The organism is Photobacterium alginatilyticum (assembly GCF_009910675.1).
Classification (GTDB): Bacteria; Pseudomonadota; Gammaproteobacteria; order Enterobacterales; family Vibrionaceae; genus Photobacterium; species Photobacterium alginatilyticum.
On sequence record NZ_RSEJ01000305.1, the window covers coordinates 1 to 416 of the forward strand.

Sequence of the window (416 nt, forward strand, 5' to 3'; positions counted from 1 at the left end):
ATGGTGGGTCGTGCAGGATTCGAACCTGCGACCAATTGATTAAAAGTCAACTGCTCTACCAACTGAGCTAACGACCCATGGCGTCCCGTAGGGGAGTCGAACCCCTGTTACCGCCGTGAAAGGGCGGTGTCCTAGGCCTCTAGACGAACGGGACTAAGGTTGTAGGTTCGAGAACCTAGAAACGAGTTTCTAGTTCTGTTACCTGCCAATGTGTTGGGCACATTGGTGTGAGTAGTTAGTCTCGATTCTCGACACTCTCTACTCGATACTCTCTTACATTTTAACCAGGCAATCTGTGTGGACACTGCATCAAACAAGCAGTCTATCGTTAAGGAGGTGATCCAGCCCCAGGTTCCCCTAGGGCTACCTTGTTACGACTTCACCCCAGTCATGAACCACACCGTGGTAAACGCCCT

At 51.0% G+C, this 416-nt stretch carries 2 tRNA genes and 1 rRNA gene; all 3 read right to left on the reverse strand.

Going from position 1 to position 416, the window contains the following annotated elements:
* Position 1: 1 nt before the first annotated feature.
* Positions 2-77 (reverse strand) — tRNA-Lys (locus EIZ48_RS28805).
* A 1-nt stretch (position 78) separates the two neighbouring features.
* A tRNA-Glu gene (locus tag EIZ48_RS28810) sits at positions 79-154 on the reverse strand.
* 175 nt (positions 155-329) lie between these two features.
* Positions 330-416, reverse strand: a 16S ribosomal RNA gene (locus EIZ48_RS28815); the annotation flags it as partial.